Below are 23,044 nucleotides of genomic sequence, written 5' to 3'. Positions count from 1 at the left end.
AATCGGCAGCGGCGTCCGATCCGCGCCTGCCTGCACAGGACTCAGGGCTGTGCATGAACAGCCGCTTCATCATAACGGGCTTCGATCTCGCGGTAGGCTCCGCTCTGGCGCAGCAGGGCCAGGCCGCGGTCAAAATTGTCGCGCTGCCACTGGTAGCGAAAAGCCATCTGATACGGAGTGGGCGCAAACAGCTGGTAAACGGTTACCGCCGGGAGCCGCCCCTGTTCGGCGCTCATCTCTTGGGTGAAATGACTGATGATGCGCCAGTCGCCCACAATGACATCGACGCGGCCGGCATACAGCAGCCGGTTGCGGATTTTCTGATCGCCCTCTTCCCGGTAACGGGTATTGGTACTGGCCATGGCTTCGAATGACGGGCCAAGCAGCTGGCGCGCACGCTGGAAGCTGCTGATGGAATAACGCTGCAAGTCGCTGATGTTGTGAATCGTCAGCTGGCGTTGGGCCAGGGCAACCACCACATTGTGATATTCCAGATAGGGCTGGGAAAAATAGGCATGCAGCCCGCTGTAGGGGTTGGTGGTGGCAATGCCATCCAGCCGGCCTTGCTGCAACATGCTCTGCAAGCGCTCCATGGGCGCAAAGAAAGGCTGTACCTCCATGCCGGCACGCCGCGCGGCCGCCACCACGATGTCCAGCTCCAGTCCACGGCGCTCGGCCTCTAAGATATAAGGTGGCTTGTTGCTGCCAAAGCCGATCTGCAATACCACGCCATTGGCCGGCAAGGCCTGCGCCGGCATGCACAACCACATCCAGCACCACGCTATCAACACACTGCCCAGTTTTGTCATCACCTGAACTGCCCTGCCCTGCTCTACGCCAGTTGCCGCCATCATCAGATGACCGGCCCGTCGCCCAGTTGTCGCCACAGTCCCTGCAGTTGCCACTGCCGGCACCACCCTTCCAGTTCGGCTGCCGGCATGGGCCGGGCAATACCATAACCCTGCACCAGACGGCAGCCCATCTGCAGCAATACCGCGCCATGCGCCATGGTTTCCACGCCTTCGGCGATCACCTGCCGCTGAAATACTTCTGCCAGCTGGATGACACTGGCGACAATGCCCAGATCGTCGGCATCGTCCAGCATGTTGGAGACAAAGCTCTGATCGATCTTTAGCGTATCCAGCGGCAGCTTGCGCAAATAGGTGAGCGAAGAATAGCCGGTACCGAAGTCGTCCAGGGCGAAGTGCACGCCCAATGCACGGCATTGCTGCAGCACGGCCAGGGCCTGATCCATATCGGCCAGTGCCGCCGACTCCAGTACCTCCAGCTCCAGCAATGAGGGCTGGAGCTGCGGGTAGCGCTGCAGCGCCTGTTGCAGATGATGGTAAAAATCGGCATGCAACAGGTAATTGGCGCTAACGTTGATGCTGATGGCCATGTCCAGGCCCTGCTCCTGCCAGCGGGCGGCTTGCGCCACGCCCTCATCCAGCACCCAGCGGCCAAATGCGGTTTCCAGCTCGCTCCCCTGCAAGGTGGGCAGGAAGGCTGCCGGGGCCAGCACGCCGCGCTCGGGGTGCTGCCAGCGTATCAGCGCTTCCACGCCGATGATGCAGCCGCTGCCCAGATCGACCTTGGGCTGGTAATACAGCAGGAATTGTTGCTGCTGCAAGGCCAGTGCCAGCGACTCCAGTGTGCGGCGGTGCAGCTGGGCCTTGCGGTCGCTTTCCGGGTCGAATAGCTGGTAGCGGTTCTTGCCGGATGTCTTGGCCTGATACATGGCCTGATCGGCGTGTCGCAGCAAGGTGTCGGCATCGGCATCGTCCAGCGGGTACAAGGTGACGCCCACACTGGCACTGGTACAGATGGCAGCTGCCGCCAGCTTGACTTCCTGTCGCACGGCACTGAGCACGCGGTCGAGCACCGGGATGCATTCCTCACTGCCCTCAAGCCCCGACAGCAGCAGGACGAATTCGTCACCACCCAGCCGCGCCAGCGTGTCGTCGGCACGCAGCACCGACTGCAAGCGCTCGGTCACCGCGATCAGCAACTGGTCGCCGGCTTCGTGGCCGTGCAGGTCGTTGATGGCCTTGAAGCCATCCAGATCAAGAAAGCACACCGCACAAGACTTGCCGCTGCGCCGGCTGCGGATCAGGGCCTGCTCCAGCCGGTCGGACAGCAGGCGGCGATTGGGCACGCCGGTCAGCGGGTCGAAATTGGCGATGCGATTCAGCTCGGCTTCGTGCGCCTTCAACTGGGTAATGTCGGAGAAAATACCGATATAGTGCTGAATCTGGCCAAACTGGTCGCGAACCACCGAGATCGACAGCAGCTCGGCATACAGATCGCCATTCTTGCGCCGGTTCCAGATTTCGCCACGCCAGAAATCATGCTGCTGCACCATGGACCACAGCTCCTGATAGAAAGCTGGCCCGTGCTGGCCCGAAGACAGCATGGCCGGCGAGCAGCCGATGGCTTCCTGTTCGCTGTAGCCGGTGATGCGGGTAAACGCCGCATTGACCTTGGTCATCAGCCGTGCCGGCGAGACCACCATGATGCCTTCGTAGCTGCTGTCGAACACGATGGCAGCCTCTTTCTGTGCCAACGCGTAAATCTTGTGCTCGGTGATGTCGGTATGCGTGCCGGACATCATCAAGGGCCGGCCCTGGCCATCCTGCTCCACCACCCGTCCCCGCGACAGTATCCAGCGCCAGCCACCGGCCAGGCTACGGCAGCGCATTTCCATTTCATAAGCCGGGGTCTGCCCTGCCAGATGGCGCTGCAAGGACGCCTCCACCTGGGGGTAATCTTCCGGATGGATATGCCCCAGCCAGACCTGGCGCGTGATGTCGCCGCTGTCTGGCGGGTAGCCCAGCATTTCCTTCCAGCGCTTGCTGACCTGGAAATCGTCGGTCTGGACATTCCAGTCCCAGTACCCCTGATCGGAGCCTTCCAGCACACGCGCCAACTGTTGCTCGCGCTGCAGCAGCGTCTGTTCCGCCTGCTTCTTTTCGGTCAGATCACGGCCGAAGGCCATGTAGCGGCCATCCTGCATGTGCACCGTGGTCAGCTCGGCCAGCACCTCGCTGCCATCCAGCCGCTGCAGCGTCCATTCACTGCGAATGAAGTGCTGCTGCTCCAGCTGACGCAGATGCCCCGGCAAGACGGGCAGGCTGGCCGGCGCCAGCAGGTCTTCCAGATGCATCTGTTGCAGCTGGGCCTGGTCGTGACCGGTCATGCGGCAGGCCGAAGGATTGGCAAACAGGTATTGGCCCTGCTCGTCGGCAATCCAGATGGCATCACCCGCCTCGTTCAGCACAAAGCGCAAATCCTCATCCAGCCGGCGCCGCTCGGTGATGTCGGACAGCGTGCCGACCAGCCGCTGCACTTCGCCGATTTCATTGCGCTCCACCGCCCGCCCACACACCCGCACCCAGCGCAATTCACCGCTGCGGGTGATCAGCCGCACATCAAATTCCATCAAAGCGGTTTCACCACGCAAATGCGCCTGCAAAGCCTGCTGCCACACACCCAGATCATCCGGCAGCAACAGTTGCTTGAAAAAGCCGATATCGTGCGTGTCGTCTTCCGGCCGGTAGCCGGTGAGTGCGTAATAGCGGGCAGAGCGATAGATATGGCCACTGCGCAGATCCCAATCCCAGAAACCGTCGCTGGTGGCCTCCACCACCTGCTGCAGCCGGCGCTCGCTGCTGCGGATCTGCATGGTCAGCCGCATGCGCTCGCTGACATCCTGCACCGTGCCTTGCAAGCGCACTATCCGTCCAGCGCTGTCATGCACCGCTTCGCCCCGCACGGTGATCCAGCGCTGTTCGCCATCGGGCCGCAGCACTTCCGCATCACACTGGTAGGGCTGGCCATCCTGCAGGCACTGCTGCACCAGGGCAGACAAAACGGCCCAGCTTTCGGCGGTGAAATAGGTGCAGACTTCGGGGTAGACTGCCGGTGGCAATGCCGGAGAGCGCCCATACAGGTGATACACCTCGCTGGACCAGACATGCTGATCACTGGCCAGATCCCAGCTCCAGTTGCCAATACCCGCCAGGCGCTGCGCCGCACGCAAGGCGGCCTCGCTCTCCTGCAACTCCTGTTCGGCCTGCTTGTGGCGGCTGATGTCACGTGCAATGCCGAACAGGCCAACAACCTGACCCTCGGCATCAAATATCGGCCCCTTGCTCACCTGAAACACCAGCGCGGCACCATCCTGCAAGCGCAGGAATTCTTCGTGGGTGTGCAGGCTGCCGTCACGCATGATGGCATCGTCCAGCGCCATCAGCTCGGCGGCAGAGGCCGCATCAAACAAGGCATGGTCATCCTCGCCGATAATGGCGCTCACCTCGCGGCCCACCATGCGCGCGGCAGCGGCATTCACCATCAGGTAGCGCCCTTGCCGGTCCTTGACGAAAATCGCATCCGATGTGCCCGTCACCACGGCTTCCAGCAGATTGCGGTGCGATTCATTGCGTTTGGCCAGCTGGCGCAGCAAGCCGCTGAACAAGCTGACGGCACCGCCGCACAAGGCGAGAAAACCCCATTGCAAGGTAGTGAACGGTTCGGCGGCACTGCTGTGAAAATGCGGCGTGGCCAGCCAGTCGACCCCGGCAACCGTCAGCGCGGTAGCCAGCAACCCTGGCCCCAGCCCGCCCAGCAAGGCGCTGAGGATGATGGGCAACATGAACATGATGAGCATGGGCCGCTGATACACGCTGATGGGCAAGAGATAACGCAAGCCCAGCACCGCCAGTGCCAGCAGCAGGGCAAACAGGTAGCCCAGCCAGGGCGCAATACGGCCATGGCCCATGCGCTCGGCCCAGTTTTCCAGCAAACCAGATGCCGGTGAAGGCTCTGCCGCTGGCACGGCACGCAGGGAAAAGAACAGCATGACGGCGGTCATCAGGACAAACACGCCACCTTTATAGGTGGAGAGCTGCAGCATGGTGTCGGCATCGGCCAGCAGGCTGAGCAGGCTGTCCGATAGCAGAATCCACAGCATGGCCAGCACGCCATAGGCCACGACGACCAGGCGGATATAACGATTACGAACAGACGCGACCATGCCAGCCATTGCCTTGAGCGGTGAAGGGGCTGCTTCGAGATGGCCGGCCCGGCCCCGACAGCCTTGCTGTCAACGGGCGGGCTGGCCAAGCAGAAATATCGTGTAAAAAACCGCTGATTATTTATATATTTTCATCAAAAAATCCATCTTTCGATAGAAAATCATTAAAACCCTGATTTTCCCTGCTAATTTTCTACAACTGTGGCCGGTTTAGCTCAAACGGAAGCGTGCCACGATGGCGTGAATATGTTCGACCTGGCTGTCCAGTGCGCTCAGCGCCTGATTGGTCGCATCCACCTCGCTACGGGTTTCCGAGGCATTGCCGGCAATGCCGCTGACATCATTGGCCACCTCGGCACAGCTTTGCTGCTGCACCGCCACTTTCTGGCTGACACTGCCCACCAGTTGCACTACCTGATCAGACTGCAGGCTGATGCTCTTCACCGCATCGCCAGCCTGGCTGATATTGTCCACGCTGGTACTGACACTGGCCTCGACTGCCTGCATGTCGCGCACCGCCACCTGCACCTGGCTGCCGATGGATTTGACAATGGTGTCGATTTCGCCGGTAGAACGACTGGTGGAGTCGGCCAGCTTGCGTACCTCGTCCGCCACCACGGCAAAGCCACGGCCAGACTCGCCGGCGCGCGCGGCTTCGATGGCAGCATTCAGCGCCAGCAGGTTGGTCTGATCCGCCAGCGACTCGATCACCCCGACAATCTTGGTAATGGCGGAACTCGAATCCTGCAACTGATGCAGGCATGTTGCCGTCTGGCCGACGGCGGCAGCCACCGAACGGATATCCCCCAACGCAGTCTGGATGGCCGCGTTGTTCTGTCTGGCCTGCACGGCGGATTCGCTACACAGCGCGGCGGCTTGTCCGGTTTTTTGCAGGATGTCGAGCATGCCGCCATTGAGCTGCTGCAATTCCTGGTCGATATGCTGCGAAGCGCGCTCACCCGCCTCGGCCACCGCAGTCAGATGCTGCGAGGCGCTACCCATATTGCGATTGGCCATCACCACCTGCTGCAGGCGCTGCTCCACTTCCAGCATGCTGTCCTGCAAGGCTTGCAGCAGATTGTTCAGCGCCATGCCCGCCCGGGCGGCCTGTTTGCTGCACAAGCCCTCCACCCGGCAGGTCAGGTCGAAATGGTCAGCCACCGCAATCATGGTTTTTTCAATGCGCCGCAAATCGTAAATCTGCTTGAAGGTCAGGTATTGCCGGTACACCACGAACAGGCCGAACAACAACAGCAAGCCCATGACCAGCGCCACACTCAGCATGGTATTGCGCTGACTGGCTTGCAGCGGTGCCAGCTTTTGCGCCAGCTGCGCCGGCGTCAGGTGGTAGTACACCAGCCAGGCCTTGTCGCTGTGTATCTGCAAGGGCAGGCTGAGCATGGCTCCACCCTGGGCCTCGGCATTGCTCTTGCCAGCCAGCAGATCCGGCAGCACGGTGTTGCGCCGGTCGAAGATGCGGATGCCGCGCTCGGCATTCACCAGCGCGAAACCGGCGGCCTCGGCCGGCATTTTCAGCCCGGTCTTGGCGGCTTCTTCGCGGTCTTTGCCGGTCAGGACCAGATAGGGCAGGTCCAGCAGCGCCGCCTCGAAGACATTGCCACGGACAATGGCGGAAATGACCCCGATGAACGCATGCTCGTTGTTGTACACCGGCACCGAATACAGAAAGCCGGAGGCGTCGTACACATTGCACTGTGCTTTGGAGTAGTACTGGGTATTGTCGCAGGTGCGCATCAGCGGCGAGGTGGCCGCCGGAATATCATCCAGCACCTTGAAATTGAAGCGTGGATAGGCGGCTTTCAGTTCGGCCAGCTGGCGCGGGAAATAGCTGTACTCCTCGTCTTCCAGTTGTTCTGGCTGGTCCGGATCCTTGCTCTTGGCTTCGTCTTCTTCTTTCTTGCCGGCCTCTGGCTCCAGCCGCACGGTGTCAAACATGAAAAACGGCACCTGGCCTTTTTTGTAATCCAGCCCGTCCATCACCGCATACACCTCGGAGACGCGGGTGCGGCTGACCATATTGTTGAAAATCTGCTGGACCGTATTGAAGGCATCCGCAGTAAAGCGGTGGCCGGCCACCACATCTTCCTTTTCGTCTGCCCGGTTGCCGCCATGGATCTGCCGCACACTCGGCAGCAGGCTGATGGTGCGGCTGTTTTCGTACATGGTGTTGAACATGTCCTGCAATTGCCGGCGCTTGCGTTCCAGCTGCGGCATGGCTTCCTGCTGGATCACCTGCTGGCGGGCCTCTGTCAGCCGTTCGGCATACAGATGCCGTAGCCACCACTGACTGGCGACAAACAGCACGGCAAACAGCAGCAGCAGCCAGAACAGGCGGATGTAAAGAAATACTCTCCAGGGCGACAAGCGCGTTTTTGTCATGTCAACTCGTTTTCTTATTAAATATGACAAACAGAAAAATGCTGTTAAGAGAGTTATAGAAGACTTTTAGCCAGCATCGGCTGATTTCCCGATTGGCCTCAGCCAATACCTAGCCTGCGCTCGCCTTCTCATTACAAATCCCATCAAATAAAAATGATTTAATTTAAAAACAGCCCCTACACGGGCAGCAGAAAGTGCCGACTTCACAGCACACCAGGCAGAAGAAAACCCCACATAACATTCCGCCTTGCGCTACCGCAACATTTTGATGACATTCAAATATAAAATCAGTGCCGGCACTTACATGCTATAGAGTAGAAGCACAGCCGCCAGCATGAGCCGGCAGCGCCGCTCCCATCAGGGATAGGCAGCTTGCAGCACTCAGGCAGCAGAAAAATGACAGGTTTGAAAGGGGAAAAGATGAGCATCGCCAGAAAAATGCAGCTACTCAGTGCGATTACGATTCTGGGCTTTATTGCCATCGGTGTGGCAGTGTTCATCAGCCTCAGCAATTTGCAGAGCAACCAGAATGATCTGACCCGACGTACCGAGCATGTGCAGCGCCTGCTGGAGGTCAAGGCCAGCGCCCTTTCCACCATCCAGCTGGATCCCACCACGGTGGAAACCGCCAAGATTTTTGCTGATGCCGAAAAGAACATCGAACTGCAACTGGAGCAGTTGGAAAAGCTGGCACGCCGACCAGCCATCCGCGAACAGGCCCAGCATCTGCGCTCGCTGTGGCAGCGCTATGACCAGGACTCGCATGCGCTGATGAGCCAGGCCAAGACCGATGCCAAGGCGGCCAACGATCAGTTGATTCCCTTGTACAACAAGGAGTTCGTGCCACTGCAACAGGAAGTGGAAGCCGCCATCAGCAGCATGAGCCGCGATTGCGCGGCTTCCAAAGCCAAGGTGGCCGAGCTGCTGGCCATGCAGTTCTGGCTGGTGCTGGCACCGCTAATGGTATTGGCCTGCTGCTTGCTGCTGTTTGTGACCAGCATGTCACGTGGCCTGCGAAATACCCTGCAGCCCATGCTGCAAGCCTTGCAGCAACTGAGCACCGGGCAGTTGGCAACCCGGCTGCCGGCCGCAGGCAAGGATGAGCTGGCGGCCATCGCCCAGGCGGTCAACCAGTTCATCGAACACACCCATGCCATGGTGCAGCAGTTCCAGCAGGGGTCGCAGCAGCTGTCTTCCTCTGCCGTCGTGCTCTACGGCACGGCCAGGGAAATCGTCAGCAGCGTGGATAGCCAGAACGAAGCAGCCGCATCAATGGCAGCGGCGGTGGAACAGATGTCGGTCAGCGTGAACCATGTGGCCAACAATGCCGGCACCGCGCTGCAGCTGTCGCATAATGCCGGCGAGATATCACGCCAGGGCGGGCAGATCATCCATGATGCCGCCGCAGAAATGAGCCATATCGTCAGCGCGGTGCACAGTGCCAGCGATACGGTGCAGGAGCTGAACCAGCACTCGCGCAATATTTCTGCCGTGGTGCAGGTGATCAAGGAAATCGCCGATCAGACCAATCTGTTGGCCTTGAATGCCTCGATCGAGGCGGCACGCGCCGGCGAACAGGGGCGTGGCTTTGCCGTTGTGGCCGACGAAGTGCGCTCGCTGGCGGAACGCACCAGCAGCTCGACCCAGGAAATCGGCAAGATGATCAGCCAGATCCAGGGCAGCACCAACACGGCAGCCAAGGAAATGGAGCAAGTGGTGCTACGGGTGGGGAGCGGCGAGCAGCTGGCCAAGCAGGCTGGCGAGCGCATGAGCGAAATCCAGAGCGGGGCCGAGCAAGTGATTCATGCCATCAATGCCATCTCTACCGCCCTGCAACAGCAAAGTGCCACCAGCCATGAAATTGCCGCCCAGGTGGAAAAAGTGGCCAAGATGACCGAGGACAATCATGGCGTAGCCCGTCACACCTCACAGTCGGCCGGCGAACTGGAACAGCTGGCGGGTCAGATGCAGGGGGTGGTCAGCCGCTTTCGCACCTGAGAACCCGTTCATAGTCTGCTGCGCTTTGGTGATACCGCGTTAAAAACGTCTGCGGAATGCTCATTTACTCTAGGTAAACTCCGCTTCCTTAGCCGTTTTCGCCTTGTCTCACTCTAGCTCGCGAGACTTTGAACAGGCTCTGACCGGCTCACCCCTCAGGACGGCACTACGCCCCTGCTCCGGGGCAAACCGCCGACTGCAGGTTCAAGCCTTGCTGCTCCACACGAAAGCTGGCCTGACGCCGCCCGTCCTGCTGGTGCAGCGTGACAATATAAATACTGTCGAAATCAGCAGACTGCCATGCCGGCACCTGTGCCGGGTCGGCTCCATTGCGGCTGAGCAAGCGCTCCGCCAGTTTGGCTACCAGCCGATGCTCCCAGGCAACAAACACGGTGGCATCGGCGTATTGCGGCTGGCCGAGCGCCGTTTCCAGCCCGGCCAGATCGTCCAGTCCGTAATCAGTATTCACCGGCAAACCCAGACGGATGGCAGTGGGCTCAATGGTGGCCAGCGGCCGGATATAGTTGTATTCCACCCCGCCGTCCTTCTTGCGTACTCCAGGATTGGGTGCAAACAGTGCGGCCGGCCGATCAAACTTGCCTTGCAGCACTGCCGGCAGCGCCAGTGCGCGATTTAGCCCCTGACAGCTAAGCTGCCCCAGGCCAGCCGCCGGTTTCTCCGCATGGCGGAACAGCACGATGGTTTGATCTGCCTGGCTGGCGGCATGCCAGAGCAGCCCCAGGGCCAATGCCAGCAGGCGAGCGTGTTTTTTCATTGCACTTGTCCGGGTAAGTCCGCCATCACCATGACAGCGGATTCATCAAAGCAGCCGCGCCCAACCACAAGCTCAGACGGCGACGGCACGGCCAGCCTGTGTAGCGCTGGCGATTTCCTGCAATTGCGGCCCCAGTTGCAAGGCCAGCTGCCACAGGCGCTCCGCCACCGGCGACAGCGAGCGCTGGCGGCGGCGTATCAGCATGATGGTGCGGCGCTGCTCGGGCACTAGTGGACGCACGACCAGACGCGAGCCCGCTGGCAGCGGCAGCGCCAGACCGGGCGACACGCTGATGCCGATGCCGGCCTGCACCATCTGGAAGACCGAGCTGGAATGCCCCAGCTGCTGCACCACCGGGCAATGTGCGCCCTGGCTGGCCAGAATGCGGTCGATGATGGGGCGACTGCCCGAATTGTAATCCAGCAACACCAGCGGCTGGCCATCCAGTTCCCCCCAGTTCAGCGTGGACTTGCCGGCCAGCGGGTGATCGTCGCGACAGATCAGCCAGAAGCCATCGTCCAGCAAGGGCTGGCATTCCAGTTCATCCATGGCATCCGGTTCCACCACGATGCCGAAATCCACTTCGCCGCTGCGCACGCTGTCGATGTTCAGCCGCTGTACCTGGTCGTGCAGCACTGGCCGGATATGCGGATACTGCTGCGCGCAGTGTGCCAGCAAGGCTGGCATCAGGCTGGCCGACAAGGTGGGGCTGCTGGCGATGTGCACCGTGCCATGCGCCTGCTCGCCCTCCTTGCGCGCCTCCTCCAGCAAGAGTTGCAGTTCGTCCAGCTGCCGTCCCAGCTGGCCGGCAAAACGCAAGCCGGCGGCGGTCAGCTCCACTTCACGCGTGGTGCGGTCCAGCAGGCGCATGCCCAGCTCGGCCTCCAGTTCACGCACGCAGCGGCTGACCGCCGGCTGGGTCAGGCCGATTTCATCACCGGCACGGCTGAAACTGCGCAAGCGGGCCACCGCACGAAACACCTGCAACTGCCGCAAACTGATATTCATAATAAAAAATCATGTATTGATCCGATAAATGAATTTGTAGTCTGAATCGTTTGCGGTTTCAATAGCAAGCTGATTCCTTGTCGTAATACGAGTGGCCTCATGCTGAAAATGATCGATTCCTTCACCCTGGCGCTGATTGCCACGGTGACACTGGCCAGCCTGCTGCCCTGTCAGGGCGAGGTGGCACAGGTCCTGAACCTGATTACCACCCTGGCCATCGGCCTGCTGTTTTTCCTGCACGGTGCCAAATTGTCACGCGAAGCGGTGATTGCCGGGGCCACCCACTGGAAGCTGCACCTGACGGTACTGGCCTGCACCTTCCTGCTGTTTCCGGCCTTGGGTCTGGCGCTCAAGCCGCTGCTCGGCCCGCTGGTCACGCCAGAGCTGTATCTGGGCGTGCTCTATCTGTGCATGCTGCCGTCCACGGTGCAGTCGTCCATCGCCTTTACCTCGATGGCACAGGGCAATATCCCGGCCGCCATCTGCAGTGCCACCGCATCCAATATCTTCGGCATTTTCATCACGCCGCTGCTGGTGGGCATGCTGGTGATCAGCCATCACGGTAGCGATCAGGGCATGGGGTCGATTACCGACATCGTGCTGCAATTGTTGCTGCCCTTTATCGCCGGCCAGATCGCCCGCCGCTGGATGGGCGGCTGGGTGGACAAGCACAAGCCCTTGCTACGCTATGTCGACCAAGGCTCCATCCTGCTGGTGGTCTACACTGCCTTCAGTGCGGCGGTCATTAGCGGCCTGTGGCAACAAACCCCGCCGCAATCGCTGCTGGGCCTGCTACTGGTATGCGGCCTGCTGTTGGCCATCCTGCTGGGGCTGACTGCCTACTCCAGCCGCAAGCTGGGTTTTGACCGTGCCGACCAGATCACCATCGTGTTCTGCGGCTCGAAAAAGAGTCTGGCCAGCGGTGTGCCCATGGCCAAGGTGCTGTTTGCCGGCCATGCCATCGGCTCCATCGTGCTGCCCTTGATGCTGTTTCACCAGATCCAGTTGATGACCTGCGCGGTGCTGGCCCAGCGCTACCGCAAGCAGCAACTGGCAGCACAGGCGGCCAGTCAGCCGGCCTGACCCGCTGCCTCCCAATAGAAAAGCCCCCGCCGACGCCATGTCGGAGGGGGCTTGTTGCTGCGTAGCCTGGTTTACTTACAGGTCGCCGATGAACATTTTTTCCTTCAGCGCCTTCAGTTCGTCGCGCACATGCGCGGCTTTTTCGAACTCCAGATTGCGCGCGGCCTCCATCATTTCCTTTTCCAGCCGCTTGATTTCCTTGGCCAGCGTCTTTTCGTCCATCATGGCCACCTTGGCCTCGTCCACCAGCCGCTTGCGCTGGTCTTCCACGCTGTAGACGCCGTCGATGATGTCCTTGATCTTCTTGTTGATGCCCTGCGGGACGATGCCGTGTTCGGCATTGAAAGCCAGCTGCTTGTTGCGGCGGCGTTCGGTTTCATCCATGGCACGACGCATGGAATCGGTAATGCGGTCGGCGTACAGCAGCGCCTTGCCGTTGAGGTTACGCGCGGCGCGACCGATGGTCTGGATCAGCGAACGGTCCGAACGCAGGAAGCCTTCCTTGTCAGCATCCAGAATCGCCACCAGGCTGACTTCCGGAATATCCAGCCCCTCGCGCAACAGGTTGATGCCGATCAGCACGTCGAACATGCCCAGGCGCAGGTCGCGGATGATTTCCACCCGTTCCACGGTGTCGATGTCGCTGTGCAGATAGCGCACCTTGATGCCGTGCTCGGTGTAGTAATCCGCCAGTTGTTCGGACATGCGCTTGGTGAGCGTAGTCACCAGCACCCGCTCGCCCAGCTCCATGCGCAAGCGGATTTCCGACAGCAAATCATCCACCTGGGTCGCCACCGGGCGGATTTCGATAATAGGGTCGACCAGACCGGTCGGCCGCACCACCTGCTCCACCACCTGCCCGGCATGCTCTTTCTCGTAAGCGGCCGGGGTGGCCGAAACAAAAATGGTCTGCGGCATCAGCTGTTCGAATTCGTGGAATTTCAATGGCCGGTTGTCCACTGCCGAGGGCAGGCGGAAGGCGTAGTCCACCAGATTGCTCTTGCGAGCGGCATCACCCTTGTACATCGCGCCCACCTGCGGCACGGTGACATGCGATTCATCAATGAACATCAGCGCATTTTTCGGCAGGTAGTCGATCAGCGTCGGCGGTGCATCGCCCGGCGCACGGCCGGAAAAATGGCGCGAGTAGTTTTCGATGCCCTTGCAGAAGCCCATTTCATACAGCATTTCCAGATCAAAGCGCGTGCGCTGTTCGATGCGCTGCGCCTCCACCAGCTTGCCTTCCTTGAGATACCAGGCCACGCGCTCGGCCAGTTCCAGCTTGATCTTTTCGCAGGCCTTGAGCACGGTATCGCGCGGCGTCACATAGTGGCTGGAGGGGAAAACGGTAAAGCGCCCTACCCGCTGTTTGGTCACACCTGTCAACGGATCGAACAGGGTGAGCGTTTCAACCTCATCGTCAAACAGGCTGACACGCAGGGCGGTATCGCTGCTTTCTGCCGGGAAGATGTCAATCACGTCGCCGCGCACGCGGAAGGTGCCGCGGCCGAAATCGACATCATTGCGGTCGTACTGCATGGTGGTGAGGCGGCTGATGATGCTGCGCTGCGGGGTGCTTTCGCCCTCTTTCAGATGCAGGATCATCTGGTGGTAGTCGGAGGGGTCCCCAATACCGTAGATGGCGGATACCGTGGCCACGATGATGCAGTCCGGCCGCTCGAGGATGGACTTGGTGGCCGACAAGCGCATCTGCTCGATGTGTTCGTTGATGCTGGAGTCTTTTTCGATGAACAGGTCGCGGCTGGGGACGTAGGCTTCCGGCTGATAGTAGTCGTAGTAGGAAACAAAATACTCGACCGCGTTTTCCGGGAAAAACTCGCGCATCTCGCTGTACAGCTGCGCCGCCAGCGTCTTGTTGTGGGCCATGATGATGGCAGGCCGACCGGTGCGGGCGATGACATTGGCCATGGTGAAGGTCTTGCCGGAACCGGTGACCCCCAGCAGGGTCTGGTAGGACAGGCCGTCGTCCAGCCCCTCTACCAGCTGGGCAATGGCGGCGGGCTGGTCGCCAGCCGGGGCGAAGGGCTGGTGCAGGCGAAACGGGCTATCCGGAAATGTAAGCAGCATGGCTTTTCTGAGCGGGTTCAAGTCGGTCGATTTTACGCCGATAACGTTTTTAACTCACTCCCGCTGCGTAATTGATTTTTACCTGCAAAATTGCCTGCCTGAGAGGCAAAACATTGTTTAAAATACAAGCAGCCCGATCACGAGGCGAGATGAAGAATCCTTGCGCATCAATATGATGCAAGCATGATTTCTGACAGGCTGTATCTCCAACGACAAGACACGGGAGTGTATCTCTTATGCTGAGAAAATTTGCCGCCCTGCTGGTTTCCGCCGCCCTGGCGATGCCGGCAGTGGCCGCGCCGCCACCGGGCGTCATGGTTGCCAGCCAGATGGCCGACCATGCAGCACCGCGCCTGAGTTCGCACTCGGTGCTGGTACTGAACGGTGCCACCGGCGAGCCGCTATACGAAAAGAACATCCATCAACGCATGCCGATTGCCTCCATCAGCAAGCTGATGACCGCCATGGTGCTGCTGGATTCAGGCGTATCGCTGGAACAGGAGGTTTCGGTATCCGATGCCGAAATCGATCGTCTGAAAAACACCACCTCGCGGCTGGCCGTGGGCACCACCCTGCCGCGCAAGGAAATGCTGTTGCTGGCGCTGATGTCCTCGGAAAACCGCGCCGCCGCCACGCTGGCCCGTACCGCCCTGCCGGGTGGCACGGCGGCCTTCGTCGAGCGCATGAACCGCAAAGCACGTAGCCTGGGCATGAACGAAACCGTGTTCTACGACCCCACCGGCCTGGATCTGCGCAACACCTCCACCGCCGGTGATCTGGCACGCATGGTGAAGGCCGCCCACAGCTACCCGCTGATCCGCGCCTTTACCACCACGCCGGAACACCAGATCGTCTCGGTACGCAACCGCGTGCTGCAGTACCGCAACAGCAATGCGCTGGTGCGTGAAGGCAACTGGGACATCAGCATCCAGAAAACCGGTTACATCCAGGAAGCCGGCCGCTGCATGGTGATGCAGGCAACGGTAGGTTCGCAGCCCTTGATCATCGTACTGCTGGCTGCCGGCGGCAACTCGGCCCGCGTCAACGATGCCCGCAACATCAAGACCTGGCTGGAGGCCCACCCGGGCAACTGGCTGGCCGGCTGATCGCCGCCTGTTGGTATTCCTGACACGCAGGGCCGGGCAAACCGGCCCTTTTCATTGCACTTGCCATATTGAAGCGGGCTGTTCCGCTTGAACCAGGAGTTGCTTGTGAGCATAGAAATTCGCCCCGCCACCCGCGCCGATGCCGCGCTGATCCTGCATTACATCCGTGAGCTGGCCATCTATGAAAAAGCCGAACAGGAAGTGGTCGCCAGCGTGGCCGATATCGAAGAGTCGCTGTTTGGTGCCGATGCCAGCGCCGAAAGCCTGATCTGCCTGCAGCACGGCCAGCCCATCGGCTACGCGGTGTATTTTTTCAGCTATTCCACCTGGCTGGGCAAATCCGGCCTGTATCTGGAAGACCTGTACATCACCCCCGCGGCACGCGGCAGCGGTGCGGGTAAACGGCTGCTGCGCCATCTGGCGCAACTAGCCGTGGCCAAGGGCTGCGGCCGCTTCGAGTGGAGCGTGCTGGACTGGAACCAGCCGGCCATCGATTTCTACGAATCCTTTGGCGCAGCCGCCCAGTCCGAATGGGTACGCTACCGTCTGGCCGGCGACACCCTGCTGAAGTTTGCCGAACAGGCCTGAAGCCAGGCCTGCTGCATGACAAAGCCCCGCGCTCTGGCGGGGCTTTGTCATGGTGGTGAGGGATTTAGCGCCTGGTCATGAAACGGACGTAATCCCCCTCCTCCACCTTGAGCCGGGCGCTTTGCACCTGGGCGATGGAGAAATTGGGTTGCACCTGGGTAATGCTGATGGTGCCGGACAAATCCTCCGGCACACCCAGTTCGCGCACGCCGCCGCCACTGCGCAGAATCTGTGCCGAGCGCGGCTTGTACAGCAGCATCTGGTCGCCCACCTTCATGCCATCCAGCCCGCCCACATTGATGAACAGCTGACGGCCATCTTCCACTTTCACCACCTTGGCCGACAGGGGAATGCAGCTGACCAGATCCACCAGCTGGCGGCTCGCCTGATCCAGCAGGCCATCCACCGCCTTGCCGTAATCACCCTGCCAGAAAGCGGTGGTGGCAAACGTGGCCGGCAGTTGCGCTACCACCTTGCCCTGGGCTACGCGGCTGAAACGCTGGTCGGCCAGTACTGCGCCGGTCAGCGCGTCATACACCCACAGTTCCATGTCGAACTGCCGTGCCGATGGCGTGTACTTGAACGCACCGCCAAACAGCCCGGCCAGCGGTCCTATGTAATATGCGCCCTGCTGGCTGGTATTGTTGGATTCATACATGGTGTGGCGCAGGCTCTTGCCCACCACTGCGGTAGACAGTACCCGTCCGGCGATGACGAACTGCACGTCCTCGCGCCGGCCCAGCTCGCGCACGGTATCCCAGCCGGCCACCGGTTCGTCGGCAGCCATATTGCTCAGCACGGTCAGGTGGCTGGCATTACGCACGTCAAACGGCCCCTGCTGGCGCAGGCGGCGCGCCATCTCGCCGGGCAGCGCCGTGGCCAGATCCTGCAGGTCATTGGCCTCGGCAGGGTTGGCCACATAGAAATAGGTGGTCAGCAGCTTGCGACGCAGACTACGCCCCGCCGGCATGCCGCAGCTGGCGTTTTGCGTCGGCTTGGGCGCACTGCCCACCGGTCCGCTTGCGCTGGCTTGCGGGTCTATGCTCAGCCGCACGTGATACACGCCATCGCTGTTGTACTCCTGCAGGATCTTGACCTTGCCCTGCAGCGATGGCGCAGACAGCACGCTGCTTTCGCTGACATTGCCGGACTCCATCAGCTGCAGCGATTGCAGCTCGGCGCCATTGCTGATGGCAGCCTGCTGCAAGGCATCGCGAATCGCCATTTCACGCGCAGCCGGACTGCCGGCATCCATGGCGGCCATGCCCTCGGCGGTAATCGGCGCGGCCCACACCGGGGCACACAAAGCAAAAGCCGCCCCAAGGGCGGCAACTTTGCAGGTAAGCAAACGTATCGTCATCAGTGGGCTACGTAAAAATTGCTTTCGTAACGCGAGGCTCCGCAGTTGCCCTCGGTGCACTCGACACCGGCAACACCATTTTGCTGGGCTGCCTTCATCACACTACCAGTTTTTTCCAGGGCGTTCTTGTATTGCTTGTAGAAATCCTGATCCAGGGTGATTTCGGCCACGGCTTCGCTGGTACCGTCCGGCAGCAAATTGGTGGACACCATGCGCACACCGCGCAGATAGGCATCCACATAAGTGCGGAAGCCGTCGCTGGTGGCCACCATATTGGCCACCGAGCTGTTACCCACCAGCTTCATGCCCTGCACCTGTTCCGCGATGGAGCGGTAAGCATCCAGCCGGGCGGCGCGCATCGACAGCAGCTTGCGCTGGGACGGAGTCAGCGCCGAGGTATAAGGCGCGGCACCATTGCCGGTGGCACGGATGATCACCGGCGCATAAGGATTCACTTCTTTCACCACCACTTTGGGGGCTTCCGGTTCGATGCCGGGGCCGGCATAACCAACGCCGGTAAAGTTGCCGCTGCTGGCTAGTGGCTCGGCCAGTGGGCGCATGGCTGACTCGGCGGCGGGCTGGCTGGCGGAGGCGCAGGCAGTCAGGCCCAGCAACAGGGATACGGCGGCCATACGGCGAGTGCAGGTGTTCATGGCGATTACCATTTCTACTTGTTCTGGATGCGGATTGCGGAGGGTCCATCCCGCAGCGTCAGCATTATATCGGCTGGCAACAGGTAAACTTGAGTTAATTTTTGTCAGCCCGCAGGGGCCGACTGCAGGGCGCGCTGCCATTGCCGGGCCGAGGAAAAACCTGCCGCCAGCGCGGCCTTTTCCTTGGACAGGCCGGCGGCACGCCACTGCCCAGCCAGGGCAGCCCGCAGCGCCAGATGATAATCGTGTACCGAAACTCCAGCATGTTCGCGGAACAGCCGCGACAGGTGGCGTGGGCTGACATGCACAAGGTCAGCCAGCGCCGGCAGGCTCCAGTCATCCTGCGGCTTGGCGGCAATCAGGTCCTGCACCTTGTGCACCGCCGGATGCAGGTGATTGCGATGGGCCAGCCAGGGCGAGAGCTGGGCATCCTGCCCGGAGCGGCGGAAGTACACCACCATTTCCCGCGCCACATCGCGGGCAATGGCCGGCGAAGCCAACTGGCTGATCAGGTAGAGCGCCAGATCGATGCCAGCGGTGATGCCGGCACTGGTCCACAAGCGGCCATCCTGCACGAATACCCGGTTTTCCTGCACCCGGGCGCTGGCATCGCTGGCTTGCAGGCGCGTAATCAGGCTGTGATGGGTGGTGCACTGCCGCCCCGCCAGCAAGCCGGCCGCACCGGCCAGCAAGGCGGCAGAACAGATGGTGGCCAGCAACTGCCGCTGTGGATCGATGCGCGTAGCCAGCCAGCGCACGATCTGCCGCGCCTCGGGCATGGCATAAGCCTCGGCCGAGCAGTCGGCACCGGGGATGATGATCAGGCTGTCATCCGGCAATTGCTGTGGCAGCACAGCCATGCCGCCCAGCGGCAAGCCCAGCGAGCAGCGCACCTCCGGCTCTACCGCCGCGTAATGCAAGCTGAAATCCGCGCCAAATTCGGTGGCAATGCGAAAAGCCTCGGCCGGGCCGGCAAAATCCAGCAGCATGAAACGCGGCGGCAGGACAAACCAGACCTCACGCGCCATGGATCACCGCCCCGCGCCGCCAGCGCGCCAGCACCATGCCGCCAAACACGTTCACCACCAGACCCGCCAGCAACATCACGCTGCCTGCGGCCTGCAACAGGCTGAGTCGCTCCCCCAGCAGCAGAGCCGAGGTAAGCACCCCCACCACCGGCACCAGCAGGGAAAACGGCGCCACCTTGTTGGCCGGATGGCGGCTGAGCAGACGGCTCCACATGCCATAGCCCAGCAGCGTGGCCATGAAGGAAAGATAGGCGACCGCCAGGAATGAACCCGCCGAGAAATGGCGCAGCGCCAGCTCCATGCGCGCCGGCCCTTCCAGCCACCACGACATGGCCAGATAAGGCAGCGGCGGCACCAGGCTGGACCACACCACCAGGTTTAATGGCTGCACCGTGTGGCCGGCCTTGCCCATCAGCCGCACGATGATGTTGGACGAAGCCCAGCAGACTGCCGCAGCCAGCGTCAGGCCAAAGCCGATGGCGGTCATGCTGCCGCCCTTGGCCAGGCCAATCAGCGCGAGGCCAGCACAGGCACACAACAGGCCCAGAATCTGCGCCGCCTGCCAGCGCTCATGCAGCATCAGCCCGGCCAGAATCAGGGTAAAGAATGCCTGCGATTGCAGCACCACCGAGGCGAGGCCAGCCGGCATGCCCAGCTTGATGGCGGAAAACAGGAAGGCAAACTGGCCAAAGCCCACGCACAAGCCATAAGCCACCACCCAGCCCCAGGGCAGGCTGGGCCGGCGCACCAGCAGCACGGCAGGAAAAGCCGCCAGCATGAAGCGCAGCGCCCCTAGCAACAAGGGTGGCACATCAGCCACGCCGTACTTGATCACCACGAAATTGACGCCCCAGATCAGCACGATGGCCAGCGCCTGCAAAACATCCTTCAAGGGCATGAAACTTGCTCCGTAACAGCAGCCGGCCGCCATGGCCTGCCTGCCGGGTAAATGGGTCGCCTACAGCCGCGCCAGCGCCTGCTCCACCGTGACGATGTCGGCAAAGCGGCCGGCCAGCACCAGCTCGGTTTTTTCGCGGATTTCATCGGCACTAAACACCCTGCCGCTGAGCGGGTGACGCATGGCAAAGGTGAGCGTGGCCTCGCTGACAAAATCCACCGCAAAGCCCAGATCAGATGCCACGCGGGTGGTGGTTTCGCAGCACTGCTCGGTACGGATGCCCGACACCAGCAGCTTGCCAATGCTACGCTCGGCCAGCCAGGACTGCAGGCCGGATTCCAGCAGGGCATTGTGCACGTGTTTGATGAAGATGGCATCCGGCGCATCCGGCAACCACGCCATGGGCCGCACCAGCCCGCTGGCAGCGGCAAACGGGCCGTCGCCATCCTCGTGCAAGACATAGACCACCGGCACCCCGGCAGCGCGCGCGCCGGCAATCAGTGCCAGCAGCCTGGCTCGAAACGGCGGCAAGGCCGCCTCGTCCCAGTAGTCACGCTGTAAAAACGAATCCTGTACATCGATTACCAGCAGGGCTGCCTTGCTCATGATAGAGGTCCTTGGGAGAAATATGGACACAGTCTATCGGCTGGTGAAGCCTGGCAGCAGGCCAGTCACAGACAAGATACTGTCAGATTAGGACAAGCCGGCATGCCGTATCAGAGTGGCATGGCATGGCGCAGCTCATCCAGCAGCAGATACACGGCGGTGCCGGCCATCAGCAGCCCCATGCTGAGGTTGAACAGCAACAGGCCACGCGCCGCAGACAGCAGGTGGCGCAAGCGCTCACCCAGCCAAGCCCACAGGCTGATACAGGGCAGATTGACCACGGCAAAGATGACGGCCAGCAGCAAGGCTGCGCTCAGGCGCTGGCTGCCATCGGCCGGCATGAACAGAATGGCGGCATTGAGCACCATCACCCAGGCCTTGGGATTCACCCACTGGAACAGGGCTGCCGCGATGAAACTCATCGGCCGGCCCTCGGCCACGCCTTGCGGCGAGCTGGAGCGGGCAATCTTCCACGACAGCCATAGCAGATAGATACAGCCGGCCACCGCCAGCGGCAGCCGCGCGGCCTGCAGCCATTGCAAGGCCCAGGCCAGCAGGCTGGCGGTGATGAATACCTGCGCCGCACAGCCCAGGCTGATACCCAGCATGTGCGGCAGGGTGCGACGAAAACCGTAATTGACGCCGGAACTGGCCAGCATCAGATTGTTGGGACCGGGCGTGATGGACATCACGCCCACATAGGACAGCAAGGCGACTTCCAGCATGTCAGGGCTCCGGTGTGCATGCGCCGGCCACAGTGCGGCGCTTCCCCATCATGCTAAGGCGGGTGAGTCACATGGTGACAGCTGCAATAATCCACTATTGTCATGGTGACAGTGTCAGGTTTATTGTAACTGTCACCACAGACTATGCCGGGCACTGTCACTGTCGCTCCGGCAGCGGCTGCGGCATTGTCTGCCTGTTACCTGTCTTGCCCGGACTCCTTGCCATGCCCAGCTCCCCCCAGCCCCGCAGCAGCGCTGTCAGCGCCACGCTTTACCAGCAACTGGCCGAAGACCTGTCACTGGCGATTGCCCGTGGCACGCTGCCACCCGGCTCGCGCCTGCCTTCGGTGCGCCGCACCTCGCAAAGCCGGCAACTGAGCCTGAATACCGTGGTGGCCGCTTACCGCGTGCTGGAAGACCGTGGGCTGATCGAGGCCCGGCCACAGTCCGGCTACTATGTGCGCGCCCGCCTGCCCTCGCCCGCACGCTCGGCCATGATGCAAAGCAGCGTGGCCAAACCGACCGAGAACAAGGTACTGGACCTGATCGGCACCGTACTGGATGCCCAGCAGACGCCCGGCTTCATCGACCTGGCACTGGCCTGCCCGCGCGGCAGCGACTTCTACCCCGGCAACAAGCTGGCACGGCTGATGGGGCAGATATTGCGGCGCCAGCCCGGCATGGTCAGCACCTATGCCTTGCCGCCCGGCTCGGAACGGCTGCGGGTACAGATTGCCCGCCGCAGCATGGAACTGGGCATGGCCTTGCAGGCGGAAAACATCATTCTCACCAATGGCTGCATGGAGGCATTGCAGCTGGCATTGCGCGCGGTGACCAAGCCGGGGGATGCGGTGGGGCTGGAATCGCCTACCTATTTCAATCTGCTGCCGCTGTTTGCCAGCCTGGGCCTGAAGGCGGTGGAGATTCCCACCGACCCGCAACACGGCCTGTCGGTGGACGCCGTGGAGCTGTTGCTGTCGGAAGGCCGCATCAGCGCGCTGGTGGCCATGCCCAACATTCACAATCCGCTGGGCTGCAGCATGCCGCTGGAAGCCAAGAAGCGGCTGGCGCGGCTGGTGAATCACTATCAGGTGCCGCTGATCGAGGACGGCCTGTATGCCGAGCTGCAGTTCAGCGACACCCAGGCTCCGGCGGCCAAGGCCTTTGACGAAGATGGCTGGATCATCTTCTGCACCAGCTACACCAAGACACTGGCCCCGGATTTCCGCATCGGCTGGATGGAAGGCGGACGCTTTGGCACGGCCTTGCGCAAGCTGAAGTTTGCCTCCTCGGTGGCCCAGCCCATGGTGCTGTCCGAAACACTGGGCGCGTTTCTGGAGTCTGGCGGCTACGACCACCACCTGCGCGCACTCAAGCGCCACTACGCCCAGCATGTGGAAAAGGTACGCGGCCTGATCGCCCGCCATTTCCCGGCGGGCACCCGCGCCACCGACCCTGCCGGTGGCTTTCTGATCTGGCTGGAGCTGCCGGAAGCCTGTGACAGCGTGGCGCTATTCCATGCCGCCCTGGCCGAAAACATCAGCATCATGCCCGGCCCGCTGTATTCACCGGGCGGCCGTTACCGCAATGCCATGCGCCTGTCCTGCTGCTATCCGCTGGACGAGCGCTATGTCGCCGCCCTCACCCGCGTCGGCATGCTGGTGCAGCAACAACTGGCCCTGCAAGGGGGCTGATA

The 23,044-nt window shown here is 61.5% G+C and carries 17 protein-coding genes; 5 read left to right on the top strand and 12 right to left on the bottom strand.

Annotation, left to right across the window (positions count from 1 at the left end):
- Positions 1–41: 41 nt before the first annotated feature.
- From FAZ30_RS12440 to FAZ30_RS20410, 3 genes are all read right to left on the bottom strand, one after another.
- Positions 42–809, bottom strand: a complete 768-nt coding sequence (locus FAZ30_RS12440) for a substrate-binding periplasmic protein (RefSeq protein WP_205676595.1) — start codon at positions 807–809, stop codon at positions 42–44.
- A 44-nt stretch (positions 810–853) separates the two neighbouring features.
- Positions 854–5,032 (bottom strand): sensor domain-containing protein, encoded by a 4,179-nt coding sequence (locus FAZ30_RS12435; RefSeq protein ID WP_158613608.1) that lies wholly within the window; start codon positions 5,030–5,032, stop codon positions 854–856.
- 210 nt (positions 5,033–5,242) lie between these two features.
- Positions 5,243–7,432: a methyl-accepting chemotaxis protein gene (locus FAZ30_RS20410; protein WP_168190837.1), complete on the bottom strand. Its 2,190-nt coding sequence runs from the start codon at positions 7,430–7,432 to the stop codon at positions 5,243–5,245.
- Positions 7,433–7,852: 420 nt separating this feature from the next.
- Here FAZ30_RS20410 and FAZ30_RS20405 point away from each other — a divergent pair, with 420 nt between their 5' ends.
- Positions 7,853–9,430 (top strand): methyl-accepting chemotaxis protein, encoded by a 1,578-nt coding sequence (locus tag FAZ30_RS20405; RefSeq protein WP_158613609.1) that lies wholly within the window; start codon positions 7,853–7,855, stop codon positions 9,428–9,430.
- 166 nt (positions 9,431–9,596) lie between these two features.
- On the opposite strand, the gene FAZ30_RS12420 is transcribed toward FAZ30_RS20405, so the two are convergent.
- Both FAZ30_RS12420 and FAZ30_RS12415 read right to left on the bottom strand, forming a co-directional pair.
- Entirely contained in the window at positions 9,597–10,205 is a 609-nt protein-coding gene (locus FAZ30_RS12420) for a hypothetical protein (protein WP_124644342.1), read from the bottom strand.
- A 72-nt stretch (positions 10,206–10,277) separates the two neighbouring features.
- Positions 10,278–11,213: a LysR family transcriptional regulator gene (locus FAZ30_RS12415; protein ID WP_124644343.1), complete on the bottom strand. Its 936-nt coding sequence runs from the start codon at positions 11,211–11,213 to the stop codon at positions 10,278–10,280.
- A 99-nt stretch (positions 11,214–11,312) separates the two neighbouring features.
- On the opposite strand from FAZ30_RS12415, the gene FAZ30_RS12410 reads away from it, so the two are divergent.
- Positions 11,313–12,296: a bile acid:sodium symporter family protein gene (locus tag FAZ30_RS12410; RefSeq protein ID WP_124644344.1), complete on the top strand. Its 984-nt coding sequence runs from the start codon at positions 11,313–11,315 to the stop codon at positions 12,294–12,296.
- Between the two features lie 75 nt (positions 12,297–12,371).
- Here FAZ30_RS12410 and uvrB read toward each other — a convergent pair whose 3' ends face one another.
- The gene (gene uvrB, locus FAZ30_RS12405; protein WP_137009537.1) at positions 12,372–14,384 is read right to left on the bottom strand and encodes an excinuclease ABC subunit UvrB; all 2,013 of its coding nucleotides are present in this window, start codon (positions 14,382–14,384) and stop codon (positions 12,372–12,374) included.
- A gap of 236 nt (positions 14,385–14,620) precedes the next feature.
- Here uvrB and FAZ30_RS12400 point away from each other — a divergent pair, with 236 nt between their 5' ends.
- Positions 14,621–15,490: a serine hydrolase gene (locus FAZ30_RS12400; protein WP_124644346.1), complete on the top strand. Its 870-nt coding sequence runs from the start codon at positions 14,621–14,623 to the stop codon at positions 15,488–15,490.
- Between the two features lie 105 nt (positions 15,491–15,595).
- Positions 15,596–16,078, top strand: coding sequence for a GNAT family N-acetyltransferase (locus tag FAZ30_RS12395; RefSeq protein ID WP_124644347.1), 483 nt, complete (start codon positions 15,596–15,598; stop codon positions 16,076–16,078).
- Positions 16,079–16,142: 64 nt separating this feature from the next.
- Here the strand turns inward: FAZ30_RS12395 and FAZ30_RS12390 are convergent, their stop codons facing one another.
- The 6 genes from FAZ30_RS12390 to FAZ30_RS12365 form a co-directional block, all read right to left on the bottom strand.
- Complete coding sequence (locus FAZ30_RS12390; RefSeq protein ID WP_137009536.1) at positions 16,143–17,438, bottom strand: flagellar assembly protein T N-terminal domain-containing protein; 1,296 nt, start codon at positions 17,436–17,438, stop codon at positions 16,143–16,145.
- Positions 17,438–18,091 carry an LPP20 family lipoprotein gene (locus FAZ30_RS12385; RefSeq protein WP_137009535.1) on the bottom strand — a complete coding sequence of 218 codons (654 nt, stop codon included), beginning with the start codon at positions 18,089–18,091 and terminating at the stop codon, positions 17,438–17,440. Before FAZ30_RS12385 ends, FAZ30_RS12390 begins: the two co-directional genes overlap by 1 nt.
- 104 nt (positions 18,092–18,195) lie before the next feature.
- Positions 18,196–19,119: a GlxA family transcriptional regulator gene (locus FAZ30_RS12380; protein WP_137009534.1), complete on the bottom strand. Its 924-nt coding sequence runs from the start codon at positions 19,117–19,119 to the stop codon at positions 18,196–18,198.
- The gene (locus tag FAZ30_RS12375; RefSeq protein ID WP_137009533.1) at positions 19,109–20,017 is read right to left on the bottom strand and encodes an EamA family transporter; all 909 of its coding nucleotides are present in this window, start codon (positions 20,015–20,017) and stop codon (positions 19,109–19,111) included. Before FAZ30_RS12375 ends, FAZ30_RS12380 begins: the two co-directional genes overlap by 11 nt.
- Positions 20,018–20,077: 60 nt before the next feature.
- Positions 20,078–20,623: an isochorismatase family protein gene (locus FAZ30_RS12370; RefSeq protein ID WP_137009532.1), complete on the bottom strand. Its 546-nt coding sequence runs from the start codon at positions 20,621–20,623 to the stop codon at positions 20,078–20,080.
- A gap of 110 nt (positions 20,624–20,733) precedes the next feature.
- Entirely contained in the window at positions 20,734–21,348 is a 615-nt protein-coding gene (locus FAZ30_RS12365) for a LysE family translocator (protein WP_124644353.1), read from the bottom strand.
- 224 nt (positions 21,349–21,572) lie between these two features.
- Here FAZ30_RS12365 and FAZ30_RS12360 point away from each other — a divergent pair, with 224 nt between their 5' ends.
- The gene (locus FAZ30_RS12360; protein WP_137009531.1) at positions 21,573–23,042 is read left to right on the top strand and encodes an aminotransferase-like domain-containing protein; all 1,470 of its coding nucleotides are present in this window, start codon (positions 21,573–21,575) and stop codon (positions 23,040–23,042) included.
- Positions 23,043–23,044 lie beyond the last annotated feature (2 nt).

This window comes from Aquitalea aquatilis, assembly GCF_005155025.1.
Taxonomy (GTDB): Bacteria; Pseudomonadota; Gammaproteobacteria; order Burkholderiales; family Chromobacteriaceae; genus Aquitalea; species Aquitalea aquatilis.
Note: the sequence above shows the minus strand (reverse complement) of the source record. Positions and strands in the feature narration are given on the sequence as shown.